The 18,435-nt window shown below is 66.8% G+C and carries 12 protein-coding genes and 1 pseudogene; 7 read left to right on the top strand and 6 right to left on the bottom strand.

Translation table 11 applies throughout. The features are described from left to right. Positions 1-93: 93 nt before the first annotated feature. The 6 genes from ACV22V_RS03700 (at position 94) to ACV22V_RS03725 (ending at position 8,980) form a co-directional block, all read left to right on the top strand. Positions 94-2,877: a type VI secretion system Vgr family protein gene (locus ACV22V_RS03700; protein WP_448013042.1), complete on the top strand. Its 2,784-nt coding sequence runs from the start codon at positions 94-96 to the stop codon at positions 2,875-2,877. Positions 2,878-2,999: 122 nt separating this feature from the next. Beyond that, positions 3,000-3,869 carry a hypothetical protein gene (locus ACV22V_RS03705; protein ID WP_448013044.1) on the top strand — a complete coding sequence of 290 codons (870 nt, stop codon included), beginning with the start codon at positions 3,000-3,002 and terminating at the stop codon, positions 3,867-3,869. Between the two features lie 12 nt (positions 3,870-3,881). Further along, entirely contained in the window at positions 3,882-6,731 is a 2,850-nt protein-coding gene (locus ACV22V_RS03710; protein WP_448013045.1) for a T6SS effector BTH_I2691 family protein, read from the top strand. Positions 6,732-6,860: 129 nt separating this feature from the next. Beyond that, a complete protein-coding gene (locus ACV22V_RS03715) occupies positions 6,861-7,580 on the top strand; it encodes a putative type VI secretion system effector (protein WP_448013046.1) in 720 nt (239 codons plus the stop codon). Between the two features lie 120 nt (positions 7,581-7,700). Beyond that, positions 7,701-7,847: a hypothetical protein gene (locus ACV22V_RS03720; RefSeq protein ID WP_448013048.1), complete on the top strand. Its 147-nt coding sequence runs from the start codon at positions 7,701-7,703 to the stop codon at positions 7,845-7,847. Positions 7,848-8,359: 512 nt separating this feature from the next. Next, entirely contained in the window at positions 8,360-8,980 is a 621-nt protein-coding gene (locus ACV22V_RS03725; RefSeq protein WP_059535722.1) for an HAD family hydrolase, read from the top strand. 44 nt (positions 8,981-9,024) lie between these two features. Here the strand turns inward: ACV22V_RS03725 and ACV22V_RS03730 are convergent, their stop codons facing one another. Continuing rightward, on the bottom strand, positions 9,025-10,137 hold the full coding sequence (locus tag ACV22V_RS03730; protein ID WP_448013049.1) for a fatty acid desaturase: 1,113 nt from the start codon (positions 10,135-10,137) through the stop codon (positions 9,025-9,027). 226 nt (positions 10,138-10,363) lie between these two features. Here ACV22V_RS03730 and ACV22V_RS03735 point away from each other — a divergent pair, with 226 nt between their 5' ends. Then, positions 10,364-11,401 (top strand): AraC family transcriptional regulator, encoded by a 1,038-nt coding sequence (locus ACV22V_RS03735; RefSeq protein ID WP_321852492.1) that lies wholly within the window; start codon positions 10,364-10,366, stop codon positions 11,399-11,401. 69 nt (positions 11,402-11,470) lie between these two features. On the opposite strand, the gene ACV22V_RS03740 is transcribed toward ACV22V_RS03735, so the two are convergent. The 5 genes and pseudogenes from ACV22V_RS03740 to cysD all read right to left on the bottom strand — a co-directional run. After that, positions 11,471-12,520 carry a lactonase family protein gene (locus ACV22V_RS03740; protein ID WP_448013051.1) on the bottom strand — a complete coding sequence of 350 codons (1,050 nt, stop codon included), beginning with the start codon at positions 12,518-12,520 and terminating at the stop codon, positions 11,471-11,473. Beyond that, a complete protein-coding gene (locus ACV22V_RS03745; protein ID WP_059689177.1) occupies positions 12,507-13,868 on the bottom strand; it encodes an MFS transporter in 1,362 nt (453 codons plus the stop codon). Before ACV22V_RS03745 ends, ACV22V_RS03740 begins: the two co-directional genes overlap by 14 nt. A 281-nt stretch (positions 13,869-14,149) precedes the next feature. After that, a complete protein-coding gene (locus ACV22V_RS03750; protein ID WP_059701646.1) occupies positions 14,150-15,337 on the bottom strand; it encodes a helix-turn-helix transcriptional regulator in 1,188 nt (395 codons plus the stop codon). 122 nt (positions 15,338-15,459) lie between these two features. Then, positions 15,460-17,373 (bottom strand): sulfate adenylyltransferase subunit CysN, encoded by a 1,914-nt coding sequence (gene cysN, locus ACV22V_RS03755; protein ID WP_448013053.1) that lies wholly within the window; start codon positions 17,371-17,373, stop codon positions 15,460-15,462. After that, positions 17,373-18,293, bottom strand: a pseudogene (gene cysD, locus ACV22V_RS03760) (sulfate adenylyltransferase subunit CysD); the annotation flags it as partial. The pseudogene cysD and the gene cysN, both read right to left, overlap by 1 nt. Positions 18,294-18,435 lie beyond the last annotated feature (142 nt).

Genomic DNA, 18,435 nt, shown 5'->3' on the forward strand with positions numbered 1-18,435 from the left:
CTACGGCGTCGCGGCCTGCCGTGTGGCTGCGGCTTACGGACTGCACGTCGACAACGCTTTTGACGCGACGGCCAACCTCAAGGTGTAGAAACGATGGCAACGAGCAAGGACATCCTGCAGGCGCTGCTTGGCGGCTGGACACAGCATGAACGGTTCCTGCAACTGACGACGCCGCTCGGCAAGGATGCGCTGGTGGCCGAGTGTCTGGACGGTTGGGAGGCAATCGACGGCGGCGGTTTCCGCTTCCAGATCACGGCACTCTCCGACAACCCTGCATTGCCGATCGCCCGGCTGGTCGGCGGCCCGGTGCTCGTCGAATGGCCGACGACGGACGGTGGCGGCCAGCGGCGCCCGTTCCATGCACACGTCGCCGCGGCCGAACTGGTGGGCTACAACGCCGGCCTGGCGCGCATTCGTCTCGTGCTCGAGCCCTGGCTCGCGATGCTGCGGCAGCGCGTCGACAGCTACAACTTCAACGATGCCAGCGTCATCGACATCAGCGAGCAGATTTTCGGCTATTACACGCGCGGCGCGGTCGTGCCGGCGTGGCGATGGGCGTTGGCCGATAGCGAGCGCTACCTGCGGCGCAGCTTGACCGTGCAGGCCGGCGAGTCCGATTTCGAGTTCCTGTCGCGGCTATGGGCCGAAGAAGGGCTTTACTACTGGTTCGAACACGCCGGCGATGCGCAGGCAAAGACGCTCGGCGGCCATACGCTCGTACTGGCGGACTCCAACGAATGCTTCCTGCCACGCGAACCGGAGCGTGTGCCGTTTCATCAGACGGGCGAGAGCGACCCAGCCGGCGGCATTCGCCATTTTGCGCCGGCACGGCGCTGGCGTATCGGCCGCGTTTCGCGTGCAAGCTGGGATTACCGGCGTCTGTCGGCACGTCCTGTGGCGGCATATGCGAGCGGGGCCGTGGTGCCTGGTGAGGATCGCGATGTTGCCGGCCCCTACGCGTACCAGACTGCCGCAGTTGGCGAGCAGCGCAGTCAGCAGCACCTCGACGCGCAGCGAGTCGATGCGGCGACGGGCACGGGTACGGGGACACGGCGGGATTTGCGGCCAGGACTCCGGTTCACGGTCGGAGACCATCCGACCGTGAACGCTTCCGACGCGTTCATATGTCTGCGCGTGCAGCATCATGCTCGGGCCAATGTGGCCGCCGACATCCGCAGCGCGATCGAACAGCATCTGGGCTCCGTTCCCGCGATGTCCGACACGGGGAATGGCGGCCTTGGCCTCGATTTGGCGTGGGACGGGGATGGATCTGAAGAGGATTTGGCGGTGGAGGATGACGGGGTGTACCGGAACCGCTTTTTGGCCATTCCGGCCGATCGGACCTACCGGCCACTACTGGGACATGGTCATGGCAGCAGCTTGCATGCGGTCGCGATCGCACACGGCGCACAAAGTGCGATCGTGGTCGGCAGCGGCGACCCGGTTCATACGGAGCGGGACCACCGCATCCGCATCCAGCACCACGCGCAGCGTGGTGAGAATGCCGCGAGTCGCGAGCCGCATCCGCGCGCAGCGAATGCGCCGGCGAATCGGAACGCCGGCACGTGGACCCGTATGTTGACGCCGGTGGCCGGAGCGAACTGGGGCGGCGTGACGATTCCGCGCGTTGGCCAGGAAGTATGGACGGAGCTTCTGGAAGGGCAGCCCGATCGCCCCGTTGCAGTGGCCGCGCTCTATAACGGACAGGGCAAAGTCGACGCGCAGCACAACGCATTGGTCGGCGGCCCGAGCCGAAGCACGAGCAATGCCGCGGCATGGTTCGCAGGCAACGATCATCCTGCGGTACTGACGGGTTTCAAGACGCAGGACCTCGGACAGAGCCAGACTGGCACTGGCGGCTATCGACAGTTCCTGCTCGATGACTCGGCGGGCCAGTCGCGTGCGCAGTTGTACACGACCGACCGGAACAGCGGGCTGACGCTCGGCCACATCAAGCACCAGCAGGACAACCGGCGTCTCGCCGATCGCGGTTATGGAATCGAGCTTGCTACCGACGCCTCGGGTGCGCTGCGTGGCGGCGCGGGTCTGTTGATCACGACGGCGACCGGCACGAATCAGATGGATGCACGCGCGCCGGGCCTGGACCTTGCCGAAGGAATGCAGCGCGTGCGGGATCTCGCCGAAGCGGCACAAAGCCAGGGGGCCGGCGTCGGTGCGTCGGGACGGGAGCCGCAGCCGGACCAGTTGGAGGCTGTCGCCGGGCTGAAGCAGAGCCGCGACGCGCTCGAGGCGACCCGCAGCGGCGGCGCGGCGACCGATGGCATCGGAGGCGGCGGCGGGAGTGCCGTCGCGTGGAGTCACCCGCACCTCGTCGTGCACGGTGCCGACGGTATCGCGGCCGTTTCCGCGCGCAGCCATATCTGGGTGTCCGGCAAGGAGACGGTGCTGAGTGCGGGTCAGGACGTGCAGGTGACGGCCGAAGGCAAGACCAGCGTGATCGCGAATCATGGCATGTCGATTTATACCCAGGGCCATGCGGCGAGCGGTCGGTCGGTCGAGAACTCGGGCATTGCGCTGCATGCGGCGTCGGGCTCGGCGAGTCTGCAGGCGCAGAACGGCGGGACGTTGGCCGCCGCCGCACAGCGCGCGGTCACGCTTGCCAGCGTCGACGCCGACGCGATGGTGCAGGCGAAACAACGCCTGCTGCTGACGGCTGCCGATGCGTTTCTCAAGATGGAGGGCGGCAATATCGTGGTCGGCGGACCAGGGAAAGTCGAATTCAAGGCGAGCAGCCATGTCATGACCGGTCCGCAGAGCGCGTCGGGAGATGCGCCGCTGGCCGGAAGCCGCGCGAAGGATTGTCCGCAGACGATGGGCGATATGATCGCGTCGAGCGCGGCCTGTGCGGATTTGTGATGCGGATCGATAGCGAATACCACGCGGTGCACGAACCAGCCGGACCGGAGCAAGCGCAACCGCGACCATCGGTCGAGCAGTTGCACGAGCAATGCGCGGCGCTCGGGTTGTCGCATTGCCTGTTGCTGACCGGGCCGGCGATATTGCATCCGGTCAGCCACGAAGAAATCGATGTGCTGAAGACGATCGGCGAGTCGGTCGTCGAGGTGCCGATATGTCCGGAGCGTTTGTCGCCCGACTACTGGCCGTCGGTGATCGAACTCGATCTCGACCATCCGACTGCCGCCGAGATGTGCCGCCGCGTGCTCGAGCGGACGGTGGACGACTGGTCGCCGAACGCGCTGGCGGAAGGGCGTGGCCATCGCATGGGTGCTTTCCTGTTTACTGCCGAGCGCACGGATTCAGTCGTGCGGCATTTGTCGAACATCTTCGTACAGCAGCGTGCCGATCGTCAGGGGCAGCGATTGCTCGCGCTTGCCGACCCGGCCGCATTCGAAGGGATATGGCGAGTCTGCGACGCGGCGCAGCGGCGGGTTCTGCTGGGTCCGGTTGTGCTGTGGCGCACGCTGGGGCGCTGGGGCGAGTGGATTGACTGCCGTGCACCGGACGGAGATCGCATCGATGGCGAACGCGAACCGTTCCCGCATTTCGACGACGGCCAATGGACGAAGTTGTTCGACGTGCGCCCGATCAATCGAGCCTGGGCGCACAGGCGCGCGGGTGGGCAGGCGGTACAGCCGGACGATTTCGCGAAATTGCCCGAGATGCTGACGCGGGCACGCGCGTACGGATTGAGCGATCCGGAGGATCTCGAACTGTTTGCGATCCATACGATGGAATTCGGCGTGGATTTCGATCTGCATCCGCTTGTCCAGCGCGCGTTGCGCAATCGGCCTGCAGACGCGTATTACAGCCTGGCCGTCTCGGATCTGACCGAAGCCGACTGGGCGGCGATTCGTGAAACGCGGCCGACCGGGCGAGCAAGTCAATAAGAAGGAAAGAACATGTCGGAAACCGCCGATCGTTGTGCGGTCTGCCAGCTGCAGGGGCTGGCGGTGTATTTGCCGCGATACGCTGTCGTGCCGAAGGCATTTGCCGCGCCGGCTTTGGGCCCGTTCAGCGGCGCCGGTATCAAGGAGGTGTCGCTGACCGAGAGCAAGTATGCGCTTCGCCAGTTGCGTGAAGGATTCGTCTACTTCCTCTACGAGCGCGGCCCGCGCGGCAAATTCCATTGGGAGGTCTACGCCAGCGCGGCTGACGGCACGCTGACGAAACTGCTCGACCCGGCCGTCGCGAGAAGTGCAGAGGCGCCGAAAGCCTGCTCGCGCACCGGGCACAATGCACTGCGTGTGCAATACGTGGTCATCGAGAAGCCCAAGGAGTGCGGCAAGGTATGGGTCGCGTTCAGCGAGCGGCCGTGGAGCGACGCCACCATCAAGCGCTACGGCGCCGACAGCCCGGAGGCGGCGGAAGTGCGTCTGAATCGCATGCAGGCCATCGACCCGGCAGCGTGGGTAGCCGCCCCGAAACCTGGACCACACGTCGCGCCGCTCACTGCGGCGAACTTGCAGCACGTGATCGAATACGCGGGAGATGTCGCGGAAACACCGCTCGAAGTCAGCAGCCTGCCGTACGATTTTCGTCCGGAAATCAGTCGCGGCGCGACCGGCGCCTGTCGCGACAACGTGCTGAACCTATGCACGACCCGTTACCCATGGGCGGTGCGTCAGGGCATCTGGAACAAGGTCGCATCGGCACAGCTCGTCGAGGTTGCACAGGCGAGTTCGGTGTCGGATGGTGCGCCCTGTCAGCCGATGATGCTGGCGCTGTGGGACGCAGTGGGGATCGCGCACGAACTCAACGGATTTCGCAACGACGCGGTGTCGTGGCTCGATCGGTACGTTGTCGAACGTGCACTTCAGATCACGGCACTGCGCGACATCGATACGGCGAAGGAGGCGCTCGAGAAAGGGGCGGTCGACAGCGAGTCACGTTTCCAGTCCGAGACCGGACAGGCGACGACCGCCGGACTGAAGGACAGTGCGGCGGCGCTGCGCAAACGTGCCGCCACGTTGCCCGAGGGCCCCGAACGCACGCGCTCGCTGCAGACGGCGGACGACTACGACTATCTCGCGAAGAACGGACTGGGCGGCCCGTACGTGGCACAGGTGCAGTCGTTCCGCTCCGACGCCGAGCGTCTGGCGTGGCGTCAGAAGACCGACGCGACGATTGCCGACATCAACCGGACGAAGCAGAAACGCCTGAAGGACGCGCATGACGACGCGTGGCCGCGTTATGAGGCCAAGCTCAAGCGCGCGGACATCGAGGCATTTCGCAAGAAGTACGCGGAAATACAGGACAAGGTGCAGGCGTTGCAGGAGGCGCGCACGGACGACATCGGTCACTGGCTGAAGGCGGGGCTTTGGCTGGCGACGCTCGGCGACTGTCACGACTCGGATTTTTTCGACGGCATTGCGTACGAGGTTGCGGTGGGCACGGCGATCTTCGGTCTGAATTCCTCGCCCAAGGGACGGCACCTCGTCGATTCGCTTGTCGCACTGCTGGACGCAACGAAGATCGAGAGCATCGTGTGGCGCGCGATTGCGATGAACCAGAAGGACGGGCGCGTGCAATTGACGCAGGCGTTGCAGAGCGCGCAAAGCGCCAAGGAGACGCCGCTGCAGGGCAACGTGGACAAGATCGCGTCGGTTGCCGCGAGCATCAAGACGGTCGTCGGCTATTACAAGAAGCTCGCCAGTCTTGCAGTGGAAAAGGACCAGAAGAACATCACGCCGGTCGGCAAGTTGATCAGGGCACTCGAGATCGATCAAATTGCAATGACCGCGGGCGATTCGATTTTCAGAAAATTCCGTGTCAACCAGGGCGCGGACTTCGTCGGGGAAAAGATCATCCAGACCATTTTCCTGCAGCGCGCGGGCATCAGCGATGTCGATACGCTGAATCTCGTCAGGAAGCAGGCCGAGCTGGAGGGATTGAGCCGCAAGGAGGTCTTGAACACGATGCGCGTCGCGCACGGGTTTATCCAGGGCGAAGAAGCGTTGGGCGGCATGGGCAAGGCGTCGCGGTCCCGCGCGCTTTCCGAGGCATGGAACCAGCTCAAGCTGACCGAGGAGGGTAATGCCCAACTACGCTCGGCGCGCGTGACCGTCGTCACCAGCCTTCTCGAGGCGGTGAATTTCTACAAGCTGATGGTGATGCCGCACGACGAAAACACCACGCTCAATCTGATCAGCTCGGGGGCCTCGCTATGCTCGGGTCTTGTTGATATCAGCATGGCGCCCTTCTACGCGACGCTACAGAAATCAACGAGATCGCAGGCGTGGAAACTGGTCGGCGGCGGGTTAGGCTCCGCAGGCGCCTTCATCGGTGCGTGGATGGACGGCAAGTCGGCTGCCGAAAGCCTGACGAAGAAGCAGAATACGGTGTTCTTCCTGACGACAATCAAGGTCGTGGCCGGCGCCGCGACGGGCACGGCGGTGTTCATCAGCGCCGTCGGCAAGTCAGGCCCGCTGTTGAAGCGGGTGGCCAGTCGCTACGGTACCCAGGTCATTGTCGGCGTGGTCGAGGGGCTGGCCGAACGCGCCGCGGCGTTTGCCGCCTTCCGTGCGGTGGGTATGCTGCTTGGTTGGGAGGCGACGGTTGTATTGCTCGTTGTGCAAGGGTTGATCTGGTATTTCACCCCCAACGTGCTGGAGGCTTGGTGTACCCGATGCGCATTTGGAACCGGGTTGGAGAAAGATTTCTTCATCGAGCGTGAAGTCCCGCGCTATACCGACCGGGACGTGAAGAAGCAGGCCGAGGAATTCGGCAAGGCTCTGGCGGGCGTGCAATGACGAATTCTCCGTTCGATGGGAGGTGGGACATCGAGTGGGGACGCCAAGAGGACTCCACTGCCGGGTGTTTTGCGTGGCGCGATGTGTCGAGAAAACACTTGGACGAACACGGACGACAGGTATTTCAATATGCAGAATCAAATCGGACGGGCCACGCTTGTGCGCGGTCGGATGCAGAACCTGCGGCGTACGAAGACCACTCGCGACTTCATGCGTACCGAGGCCGATAAAGTGGCGACCGGCGTGGGGGCTGTGGGAATCGGCCTTTCGGGAATGACGGGTCTTGCAACCGGCATTGCCATTTCGGCGGGGAGCAGTAACGAAGAGGTGGAAAAGGTGTCGTTCGATGTGGGCGACACGCATGTCGAAGGCTGGCTGTGGCGGTGTCCGTTCCGGGAGAACGACGAAGTCGAGGTCGTGGCCGAGCCGGGAGCGACTGGCGCGACATGTTTCGCGGTGCGCCGGGTCGATGACGGGCTGATCGCGGTCTACCCTCACTGTACGAGCGGAAAGCGAGCGTATATCCGCAAGTCGACCAAGATCTGTTTGACGATCTTGGCGTTCTGGGCGGCAGGCATGGCCTACGCGTTTTTTGTTGCGGCGCCCGAACAATCGATGTTCGACAAGTTTTTCTACACCGGCATATCTGTTCTCTTCGTTGCGTTGCTGCTGTCGTTTTTTGCGATTTCGGCCTACCGCAAGGACCGGCCGTTCATCGCGATTTCGGAGCGCATGTTCGAGACGTTCGGGTGGGCTGACCCGGCCGTGATCGACCTGAAACGGACGTCGAAGGGGAAGAAGCGTGACGGCGACGGCCCCAGTTATGGACTACGGATCTTTCGCTACTGACGGGTGCAACGCGGTTCCAGTGCCCGCGTGGAGGAATGCGCGACGTATCGCCCACCGGCAACCGAGCGGTGCGGCAATCGTGCGGTCATTGATCGTCCGTCTGGTCCCACACTCCAAATCATGACGATCTCCGTGCTGCTCGCATTTGCCCTGATCCTGTCCGTCGGCGGCGTGCATTCGGTTCGCATGTGGAAAGCGCAAGGCCGTCGGCGCGGCTGCAACCGCGGCCTCGGCGATTTCGTGCGCGCGTACGGCGGCGCGGTCTGACTGGCGGCAGCCCGGCGTGCGGAACACCGCGGCGCTGGGCCGGAAGCAGCGATGACGAATCCGTCCGATGAGCCGAAGCGGCTCGAGTTCGATACGACGCCCGAGCGCACGCCCGGGCGTCTTGCGTTCGATGCGCCGCCCGGTGCGCCGGCCGCGCGCGTGCCCGAGCCGCAGGCGCTCGACTGGGCCGGCACCCGCGGCCGACAAAGGCGTGCGCGTGCCGCACGCCGAAGCGGTCGGCCGCACGCTGTTCGGCGAAGCGAACCACCCGCAGCTCGACGCGTGCTTCCGCGCCGCACAGGCCAGCTTCCCGAATCTCTATCCCGACTACGCGCCGCGCATCGAGCGGCACATTCGCCGCACGGCCGCAGCGCTGAGCGAACGGCACGGTATGGCCACGTGCGTTGCGCCGCATGCGGCCGCTGCCGGGGCCATGCTGCGTCTCGCCGTTTCACGCACGGCACCGCGAGTCTGCTATCTTCCCGGGCATCTCACCGCTTTCCCGCCTCTCCATGACCGACCGCATCGTCGCCGCATTCGATTTCGACGGCACCATCACCACCACCGACAGCTTTCGCCATTTCGTCCGCTACGCGGTCGGCACGCCGCGTTTCGCATGGGCCGGGCTGCGCGCGTTGCCGTGGATCGTCGCGATGAAGGCGGGCCTGTTGTCGCGCGGCGATGCGAAGGCGAAGTTCGCGTGGTTCGCGCTCGGGCCGATCCGCGAGGACGCGCTCGACGGATTGGCGCGCAGCTTCGTCGACGGCTACCTGCCGAACCTCGTGCGCCCGGACATGCTGGAACGGGTGCGCGAGCATCAGGCGCGCGGGCATGAAGTCGTGCTGGTCAGCGCATCGCCGTCGCTGTATCTGGAGAAATGGGCGAAGACGGCCGGCATCGACACGGTGCTCGCGACGCGCCTTGCGTTCGAGCGCGGCACGTTCACCGGACGACTGAACGGCGAGAACTGCTGGGGCCCGCAGAAGGTCGTGCGCTTGCGCGGCTGGTGGGGCAATCGGCTGCCGGCGAAGCTGTTCGCCTACGGCGACAGCCGCGGCGACAAGGAAATGGCCGAACTCGCGAACTGGGCGTGGATCCGCGGGCAGGGGCCGATGCCGCCGATCGGCGACTGATGGACTGACGGGACCGGCGCGGCGAGCGACGCCGCGCGCTGCCGTCAAGCGTCGGCCCGCCGCGTGCCGCGCACACCGCGAACCGGACGATACGCGCCCCAGCGATTCGCACGCCTGAACGTGCCGACGTCGTTGAACCGCACGCCGACTTCACGCAGTGCCTGATGCGCGGTGCGCGCGGTCAGTTGCCGGATGTAGAACGGATCGCGCACCACGAAGTGATGGATCGCGTGCGTGCTGCCGAAGTTGAAGCAGAACAACTGGAACGGCAGCATCCACCACGGGTTGAGCACCTGCGTCTGCTGGATCACGTTGCGCGAATCGATGTCGCCGAAGTAATGCATGTTCGAGCTGACGAAGTTGATGCAGAAGCTGCGCACGAAGTTCGGCCCGAGCCACACGACCGCGAGGAAATCGACGACATGCATCACGCGCTCGACGACGGCCGGCACGGTCACCGCATAGCCGAGCGCATGCAGCGCGAACAGGCCGGCGTGATAGACGATGAACGCGTGCCACAGCGCGTAGTACACGTGACCGATCGGCATGTAGGACGACACCTGCTCGATGCGCAGTTGCACGCGTTCGGCCGCATCCTGCACCGGCTGCGCGGCCACGTACTGCTTGACCTTGCGGCGCATCGCATCCGGCCGCAGCACGACCGCGAGCATCCCGTCCGCGATCATCAGCAGCCGCTTCACGCCCCAGCGTTCGCCGTTGGTGATGCCGAATTCCTCGAGATCCGATTCGCCGCCCGACACCTTGTGGTGATGCAGGTGCATGCGCCGGCGCGTCCACGGGTTGATCGTGCCCGGCCGCGTGAGCCAGCACAGCGCCATCATCAGGTGATAGGCCCACGGCGTCTTCTTGAAGTACATCAGGTGGATCAGGTCGTGCTCGAGCTCGTGGATCAGCGACGTGACGAACGCGGCGAGCGGCAGCGCGACGTACCACGCGATCGCGCCGCGCGCATACAGCCACGCGATCGCGAGCATCGCGCTCACCGACACGGCCATCACGGTCGCGCCGACGAGATTCTGGTTGTCGAGCAGCGGAAAGCGCGCGCGGATCGCGTCGCTCGCGGCGTTGACCTCGCGGCGGACGTACGCGACCTTGTCGGCGTCGTGGCGAAAGACGGTTCGTGCAGATTGGCTCATCGACCGGAATCCGTGCGGAAAGAGTGGGGCGCAATGCCGATGTGACAAGCATAGGTGCGCGTCATGGCGCATGCGAGGGCCGCCGGTGCCAATGATGGTGTCATTTCGGGCCACATTGGCCCGCCCGCCGGCCCGCGCTGCGGCGTCATGCGGCTAGAGTGCCGCCGTGGTGTCATTGCGGGCCAGCGACGCTACAATCCGCCGAAACCGCTCCGGAGTCCGCCGCATGGCCTTGTCCGTTCCGGATGCCGCGCGCCAGCTGAACAAGGCGACGGTATCGTCCGCGTATGCGCTGTTCATGCTGATGCTCGCCGAGGAGCGCGGCATCGACGGCGGCCGGATTCTCGCCGGGTCGGGCGTCGAGCGCGACCGGCTTGCCCGGCCCGACGCGCGCATCACGCCGCTGCAACAGGCGGCGATCGTGTTCAACCTGCTCGAGGCGACGGACGACCCGTCGATCGCGATCGAGATCGGCCTGCGCAGCAGTCTCACGAAATCCGGGCTGATCGGCTTCGGGCTGATGAGCTGCGCGACGCTCGGCGAGGCGATCGCGCTCGGGATCCGCTATCTGCCGACGCGCGTGCCGTTCTTTTCGGTGCGACTCGCGCAGCTCGACGGGATCGTCGATATCGACGTGCTCGAGGCATTTCCGCTCGGCCGGCTGCGCCAGTTCGCGGTGGAAAATTTCCTGGTCGAGACGGCGATCCTGTTCAACTCGCTGCTCGATCCCGCGCCGGGTCGCACGCTGCAGTCGCGCGCGGAGCTGCATTTCGAATGGCCCGAACCGCCGTGGTTCGAGCGCTATCGCGCGCGGCTGCCGCGCTGTCATTTCGACGCGAGCGCGAACCGCATCCGCTGCGACGCCGCGCTGCTCGACGAGCCGATCGGCACCGCGAACGCGCAGACCGCGCAGATGATCGTCCAGCAATGCGAGGCCGAGCTCGCGCGGCTCGGCTATGCGGAAAGCATCGTCGAGCGCGTGCGCAACCTGCTGATCTGCGGCGACGCCGGTTATCCGTCGGTGGACGAAGTCGCGCGCGAGCTGCACGTGTCGGCGCGCACGCTGAAACGCAAGCTCGCGGAATTCGGCGCGACCTATTCGGCGCTGCTCGACGAGATCCGGCTGCGCGATGCGCTCCGGTTGCTCGAGGGCACGCGCCTGCCGGTCGACGAGATCGCGGCGCGGGTCGGCTATACCGACCGCGCCAATTTCACGCGGGCGTTCAAGCGCTGGACCGGCGTCGCGCCGAGCGAGCGGCGCTGACGGCGCGCAGGGCGGCGCGGGCCGGTGTCGGTCGTGCGCCCTGCATCGATCCATCGGTCATTCGACCCGTCAGACGATCGCAACCCAGTTCGCCCCGCGACCGCCCGGCACGCGCGCATGCAACGACAGCGTGCCGTCGCCTGGCGCGATCGCATAGACCGACACGTATTCCGACTGCTCGCCGCATGCGACGAGCCAGCGTCCCGACGGATCGATCGCGAAACCGCGCGGCTGCGTTTCGGTGGCCGTCGCGTGCGCGGGTTCGAAGGTGCCGTCCGCATGGCGGCGATAGCAGAGCAACCGGCTCGACGTGCGTTCGCTGACATACGCGAAGCGCTCGTCGGGCGTCAGGTGGAGATCGGCGGCCCACACGGCGGGTTCGGTCGGCGCGGGCGGGCGCGCATGGCCTTGCGCGAGGTCGGCGACGGCCGGGTGGCGCGCGCTGACCTGTGCGTCGCCGAGGCGGCCGCTGTCGACGTCGCGCGGGAAGGCCGCGAGCGTGGCCTGGAATTCGCTGACCGCGACGAGCGTGCGGCCGTCGCGCGCGAAGCGCAGGTGACGCGGGCCGAAGCCGCCCGGCACGCGCGTTTCGCCGTGCTCGACCGCGCGCAGGCCGCCGGCATTCTCGACCAGCGCGAACGTGAAGATCCGGTCCGAGCCGAGCGAGCTCACGTATGCGAACCGATTGTCCGGCGATACGACGACGGCATGCGCGTTCGCGATGCCGTCCGCGACCTGCAGCGGCTCGCCGTCGCCGTCGCGCACGCGCGCGGCGTCGTAGAGGCTCAGCGCGTTGCCGCCGTACGACGCGCCGAGCAGCCAGCGGCCGCTGCGATCGAGCGACAGGTACGCGTGGCTCGCGTCGATCGCGGTCGCGCCGATGCGGGCGAGCGCGCCGGTGCCCGTCGCGACGCGGAATGCGACGATCGTCGGCGCCGCGCCGCGCGTCGCGACGTACAGCCGCGCGCGATCGGGCTGCACGGCGACCGGCATCGCGACGTCGCCGGCCGGGTAGCGGGCGAGCGGCGCGAGCGCGCCGTCGGACGTGAGCGAGAACGTGGCGAGGTCGCCGTCGACGGCATTCGAGACGACGACGGTCAGGCGGTCAGTGTTCGGCATGACGGAGCATGGTGGTGTTCGTGAAGGACTCGTCGGCCGGCAGGCCGCGCGGCGGATCGCTGCGCCGGTGCGTGCGGGCGAACAGCGCGGCGACCGCGGCGACGAGGGAGGCGATCGCGAGCGCATACAGGCCGCCCGTGATCGAACCCGTATGTTGCTTCAGATAGCCGAAGGCCGTTGGCGCGACGAAGCCGCCGAGGTTGCCGACCGAGTTGATCAGCGCGATCACGGCGGCGGCCACGCGCGTGTCGAGGTAGCCTTGCGGGATCGGCCAGAACAGCGACGCCGCGGCCTTGAAGCCGAGCGCGGCGAAGCAGATCGACGCGAACGACCAGACGGGATCGTGCGACGTCGACGCGAACAGCCCGCACGCGGCGAGCACGAGCGCGAACGACAGCCAGCGCTGCGGATGCTTCCACTTCGCGGACAGCACCGCGAAGCCGTACATCGCGCCGATCGCGATCATCCACGGAATCGTGTTGTAGAGGCCGACCTGGAAATCGGTGAGGCCGCCCATCTTGCGGATGATGGTCGGCAGCCAGAAGGTGGCCGCGTAGATCGTCAGCTGGATCGAGAAATACAGGAAGCAGAACAGCATGATCTGCGGGTCGCGCAGCAGCGTGGCGGCGGATACGTGCACTTTCGAGCGCACGTCGCGGGTCGCGCGTTCTTCATCGAGCGCGTTCTGGAGCGCCGCGCGTTCGTCGGCGGTGAGCCACGTCGCGTCGCGGATGTGCGACTTCAGCAGCAGCCAGCTCGCGCCGCACAGCGCGACCGAGAACATCCCTTCGATCAGGAACATCCACTGCCAGCCTTGCAGGCCGAAGCCGTGGATCGACAGCAGCGCGCCGGTGACGGGCCCGGACAGCACCGACGCGAACGCGGAGCCACCGAGGAAGATCGCCATCGCCTTGCCGCGCTCCTGCGGCGGCAGCCATTGCGACAGGTACAGCACGACGCCGGGGAAGAAGCCGGCCTCGGCCGCGCCGAGCAGGAAGCGCAGCACGTAGAACGACGTGTCGTTCCACACGAACGCCATCGCGGCGGCGACGATGCCCCACGTCGCCATGATCCGCGCGAGCCAGATGCGCGCGCCGTAGCGCTGCATCAGCAGGTTGGACGGCACTTCGAACAGCGCGTAGCCGACGAAGAACAGGCCGGCACCGAGCCCGTACGCCGCCGCGCCGATACCGATCGACGCTTCCAGGTGGCGATCGACGAAACCGACGTTCACGCGGTCGATGTAGTTCGCGATGAACATGATCAGCACGAGCGGCAGCACGTGCCATTTCACTTTCGAGACGGCGGACGCGAGCGGGTCGCGGCCGGGCAGGGCAGGCGTGGTCAAGGGAGTCTCCGGTCGGGCGGCGGACGAGGGCAGCGGCCCCATGTCGGCGTCGGGTGGTGATTTAAGTAGTATGTCGTCGTATGACATGGTACGCCTGAGATTCTGCGATGGCGTCGCGGGTTTACCCGGAAAATGCGCAAATATTGGGCGATATCATGAGCATTCCATCAGCCCTTGTCACATCCGATGACGTATGACATGGGTGGCGGCCAGACGAACGACAACCGGCGCTCGGCGGGCTGCTTCGCGCCGCCAGCGGCGTCACCCCGGGGGCGGCGCCGCTACGCCATCGACACGACGCTGTTCAGCAGCATTTTCACGAGCACGGCCTGGCGCGTGGCGCCCGTCTTCGCGAAGATGCCGCGCAGATGCGCGCGGGCGGTGTTCTTCGTGATGCCGGTGGCGGCGGCCGCTTCGTCGAGCGTCAGGCCGTCGACGAGCAGCAGCGCGATCTCGGTTTCCATCGGCGTGAGGCGAAACAGCCGGTGCAGCATGTCGCGCGAGGTCTGCGGCGACGACGCCGGATCGCGGACGAACACCGCGACGGCCGGCCGGTGCTGGCGGTCCTCCGCGCCGCGATAGGGCGCGAGCGGGCGCAGCAGCACGTTCAACGGCATCGCGCCGCCGGGGCGCGACAGCGTGGTGGCCTCGATGCGCCCGAGCGCGCCCGTGCGGAAATGCTCGAGCGCGGCCTGCAGCGCCTTCTGCAGCCGGCGCTCGTCGAGCGGGCACGACGCGTGGAGCCGCTCCTGGCGCAGGCACAGTCCGTCCTGCTGTGCGATCAGCCGTTCGGCGATGCGGTTGTGCTTGATCACGCGGCCGTCCTCGTCGAGGATCGCGGTGCCGACGTCGAGCCGGTCGACGGTGCCCGCGTACAGCGCGCGCTCGGCGTCGAGCACGTCGAGCGCCGCATGCAGCTCGATCGCGCGCTGCAGGTGGGGCAGCAGCGTCGCGACCTGCGCGCGTTCGGCCGCGTCGAAATCGCGGGCATGATGCGGGCGGCTCACGAAGAACGCGCACTCGACGCCGCGCTCGCCGCGCAGGTTCGCGCCGAGGATGAAGCGCAGGTCGAGCGGCTGCAGGTACTGCCGGTAGAAATCGTGCGCGCGCCAGCGGGCGGCGCCGAACAACCCGTCGGCCGTGAACACCTGGCCGGGCGGCTGGTCGAGAAACGGGCACAGCGCATAGAACTGCTCGCTGTACGACGGCTCGCCGGGCAGCAGCGGGCCGTCGGCCGATGCGTTGATGATGAGCCCGCGCCGCGAGCCGCCGGGGTTGCGCAGCACGAGCGTCGTGAAGCGCGCGTCGAGCCGCACGCGGATCGCTTCGAGAAAGCCCGCCCACGGCGTCGCTTCGGACAGGCCCTGATAGACGAGCCCGAGCCACGCGCTGAGTTCGCGGGCCGTCCATGCCGCGTCGTCGAAACCGTCGTGCGCGGCCGTGTCGTCGGGCGCCAGCGCGATCCGCATGCTCGAGTTCTCCTGGGGCGGGGTGAATGCTTCCGGCCCAGCATACCGGCCGGCCGGCGGCCCGCGTCATCCGAACGGAGTAGACGACGCGGGCCGTGCCCGTGCGACGCGGCCGGCGAGGGTCAGGCGACGCGCTCGCGCAGCAGGTACGCGACGATGCGGTCGGCCGCCGTTTCCGGCGACTCGGCCACCGTGTCGATGCGCAGTTCCGGCTGCGCGGGCGGCTCGTACGGCGAGTCGATGCCCGTGAAGTGTTTCAGTTCGCCCTTGCGCGCCTTCTTGTACAACCCCTTCGGATCGCGTTCCTCGGCAACCGCGAGCGGCGTGTCGACGAACACTTCGACGAACTCGTCGGCACCGACCAGCGCGCGCGCCATGTCGCGTTCCGCGCGGAACGGCGAGATGAACGACACGAGCGTGATGAGCCCGGCATCGAGCATCAGCCGCGCGACTTCGGCCACGCGCCGGATGTTCTCCACGCGATCGGCCTCGGTGAAGCCGAGATCGCGGTTGAGCCCGTGCCGCACGTTGTCGCCGTCGAGCAGGTACGTGTGCTTGCCGAGCGCATGCAGCCGCTGCTCGACGAGGTTCGCGATCGTCGACTTGCCCGCGCCGGACAGCCCGGTCAGCCATGCGATGCGCGGCGTCTGCGCCTTCTGCGCCGCGCGCGCGTCGCGGTCGACGTCGACGGCCTGCCAGTGCACGTTGTGCGCGCGGCGCAGCGCGAAGTGCAGCATCCCGGCGCCGACCGTGTCGTTGGTGAAGCGGTCGATCACGATGAAGCCGCCCGTGTGACGGTTCCGGTCGTACGGATCGAACGCGACGGGCCGGTCGAAGCTCAGGTTGCACACGCCGATCTCGTTCAGCGCGAGCGTGCGCGCGGCGAGATGCTCGCGCGTGTTCACGTCGATCTTGTACTTCGGCGTCGCGCAGGTCGCGCCGACCGTCTGCGTGCCGAGCTTCACGAGATACGGCCGGCCGGGCAGCAGCGGGTCGTCGTGCATCCACACGAGCGTCGCCTCGAACTGATCGGCCACCTCCGGCGGCGCGTCGGCACGCGCGATCATGTCGCCGCGGCTGATGTCGATTTCGTCGGCGAGCGTGAGCGTCACCGCCTCGCCGGCACGCGCGACGTCGGCTTCGCCGGCCGGCGTGATCACCGACGCGACGCGGCTTTCCCGGCCGGACGGCAGCACGCGCACGCGTTCGCCGACACGCACTTCGCCGGACGCGATGCTGCCGGCATAGCCGCGGAAGTTCAGATGCGGACGGTTGACCCATTGCACGGGCAGGCGGAACGGTTCGTCGCGCGTCACGCGCTCGACGAGCGGCAGCGTGTCGAGATGCTGCATCAGCGGCGGGCCCGCGTACCACGGCATCCGCGTGCTCGACGCGATCACGTTGTCGCCGCGCAGCGCGGACATCGGAATGCTGACGATCTCGTCGAGACCGAGCTCGGCCGCGAACGCGCGATAGTCGGCGTCGATGCGCTCGAACACCGCGCGATCGTAGTCGACCAGATCCATCTTGTTGATCGCGAGCACGACGCGTCTGATGCCGATCAGCGCGACGAGGTGGCTGTGGCGGCGCGTCTGCGTGAGCACGCCCTTGCGCGCGTCGATCAGGATCACCGCGAGGTCGGCGGTCGACGCGCCGGTGATCATGTTGCGCGTGTATTGCTCGTGGCCGGGCGTATCGGCGACGATGAACTTGCGTCGCGCGGTCGCGAAGAAGCGGTACGCGACGTCGATCGTGATGCCCTGTTCGCGCTCGGCCGACAGGCCGTCGACGAGCAGCGCGAAATCGAGGTCGCCGCCTTGCGTGCCGACTTTCTTCGAATCGGCTTCGAGCTGGGTCAGCTGGTCGTCGAACAGCATGTTCGATTCGTAGAGCAGGCGGCCGATCAGCGTGCTCTTGCCGTCGTCGACGCTGCCGCACGTGATGAAGCGCAGCAGGTCTTTCGTCCGGGCATCGTCGGCGTGCGGGACGGGAGCCGGGTGCGCGAGCGCCTCGGGCGCGGTCAGAACGTGTGCCATCAGAAATATCCCTCCTGTTTCTTCTTTTCCATCGAGCCGGCCGAATCGCTGTCGATCAGGCGTCCCTGGCGCTCGGACGTGCGCGTGTCGCGCATCTCCTGCAGGATCTCGTCGAGCGAGCTCGCGTCGCTGTCGATCGCGCCCGTGAGCGGATAGCAGCCGAGCGTGCGAAAGCGCACCTTGCGCAGCTGCGGCACTTCGCCTTCGCGCAACGGCAGGCGTTCGTCGTCGACCATGATCAGCGCGCCGTCGCGCTCGACCACCGGCCGCTCCTTCGCGTAGTAGAGCGGCACGATCGGAATGTCGTGCAGCCGGATGTATTGCCAGACGTCGAGCTCGGTCCAGTTGGAAATCGGAAACACGCGCAGGCTTTCGCCGCGGCGCTTGCGCGCGTTGTACAGCGACCAGAGTTCGGGCCGCTGGCGCTTCGGATCCCAGCGGTGCTGCTCGGAGCGCAGCGACACGATGCGCTCCTTCGCGCGCGATTTCTCCTCGTCGCGGCGCGCGCCGCCGAACGCGGCGTCGAAGCCGAAATGGTCGAGCGCTTGCTTGAGCCCTTGCGTCTTCCACACGTCGGTGTGCACGGCCGAGCCGTGCGTGAACGGATTGATGTCGTTCGCCACGCCGTCGGGGTTCACGTGCACGCGCAGGTCGAGGCCGAGACGCTCGGCGGTCGCGTCGCGAAACGCGATCATCTCGCGGAACTTCCACGTCGTATCGACGTGCAGCAGCGGAAAGGGCGGCTTCGCCGGGTAGAACGCCTTCATCGCGAGATGCAGCATGACCGAGCTGTCCTTGCCGATCGAATAGAGCATCACCGGGTTTTCGCTTTCCGCGACCACCTCGCGCATGATGTGGATGCTTTCGGCCTCCAGTCGCTCCAAGTGGGTCAACATCGTTCGTCTCCTTGTTGCATGCCGGCGCCGCGCGACATGTGCGGCGTTGCGTGCATGACGCCAACGGTATCGAGCGACGGCGGTGCCGCTCTTCGTCCGTGTGGACTAAACCGCGGCACGGCGGCGCAGCGGATCTTTCCTTAGTCCACCCGGACGAAGTGGCGCG

This window comes from Burkholderia sp. AW33-5 (assembly GCF_053427615.1).